Consider the following 963-nt stretch of genomic DNA (forward strand, 5'->3'; position numbering starts at 1 on the left):
CGATATGTGCAACAGCGCCGCTGCCCGAGGCCCGTGAGCTTCAAGGCTCAGGACGCAGTGTGATTATTCGTAAGAACATCGAGCAAGGGGCAGGCGGGGGTGCTTGCTCCGGTGCAGCGTGAGATCGTCTCGGAGAGGATGGTCTCTATACCTTGGAGGTCGCGGATCTTAGACCGGACCACGTCGAGGTGGTGGCGCCCCATTTTCTCGACATCCGCGCAGGTGTGGCTGCCCCGGTCGACCAGTGACAGCAGGCCTCGGATTTCCTCCATGGTGAAACCGAGTTCCCGGGCGCGCATGATGAAGTTCAGGCGCTCGACATGCGCCTGCCCGTATCGCCGGTGACCGGCCGGGCTGCGCGGCGGATCGGGCATCAGGCCGACGCTTTCGTAGTAGCGGATCGTTTCAAGATTGCAGCCGGTGCACCGCGCCAGTTCCGAGCGCTTCAGCTCGCTCGCGTCGCTGTGATCTGTTGCCATCGAGAAACCCCTTGTTCCTGTAGCTGCTACAGACCCTACCTTGCCAGTCATCATGCAACAATCAAGGGCGCCGCAATGACGTTTGGAGATATGACCATACAGCAGCAGTCAGTGTCGGTTTGCGTCATCGCGAGAGCCCGGTCGTGAGATCCTCGAAGAAACCCACACAATCCATGCCGGACCGAACTAGCCTGCTGAGGTTCGGCCTGATCGGCACGGTGATCGTGGCGCTGTGCTGCTTCACACCGGTGCTGGTTATCCTGCTGGGCGCGGTCGGCCTGTCGGCCCTTCTGGGCTGGCTCGATTACGTGCTGCTGCCGGCGCTCGCCGTGTTCATCGGCATCACCTTCTACGCGCTCTGGCGCCGCCACGCGGCGCGATAGGAAAGGATCGTCATGACGGACTGCTACACTCCCACAAGCGACGGCTACGACCTCGCAGTCATCGGGGCCGGGTCGGCCGGGTTCTCGGCTGCCATCACCGC

Annotated in this window: 2 protein-coding genes; one reads left to right on the plus strand and one right to left on the minus strand. The window is 62.5% G+C overall.

What is annotated here, in order from left to right:
* Positions 1–47 precede the first annotated feature (47 nt).
* Complete coding sequence (locus tag MBELCI_RS18915) at positions 48–479, minus strand: MerR family transcriptional regulator (protein WP_021695834.1); 432 nt, start codon at positions 477–479, stop codon at positions 48–50.
* Between the two features lie 173 nt (positions 480–652).
* Here MBELCI_RS18915 and merF point away from each other — a divergent pair, with 173 nt between their 5' ends.
* Positions 653–862: a mercury resistance system transport protein MerF gene (gene merF / locus MBELCI_RS18920; protein WP_021695835.1), complete on the plus strand. Its 210-nt coding sequence runs from the start codon at positions 653–655 to the stop codon at positions 860–862.
* Positions 863–963 lie beyond the last annotated feature (101 nt).

This window comes from Limimaricola cinnabarinus LL-001 (genome assembly GCF_000466965.1).
Taxonomy (GTDB): Bacteria; Pseudomonadota; Alphaproteobacteria; order Rhodobacterales; family Rhodobacteraceae; genus Limimaricola; species Limimaricola cinnabarinus.

Bases quoted from the DNA above. Each gene is read 5' to 3' on its own strand.
- merF (WP_021695835.1), top strand. From the start codon at position 653: ATGCCGGACCGAACTAGCCTGCTGAGGTTCGGCCTGATCGGCACGGTG.
- MBELCI_RS18915 (WP_021695834.1), bottom strand. From the start codon at position 479: ATGGCAACAGATCACAGCGACGCGAGCGAGCTGAAGCGCTCGGAACTG.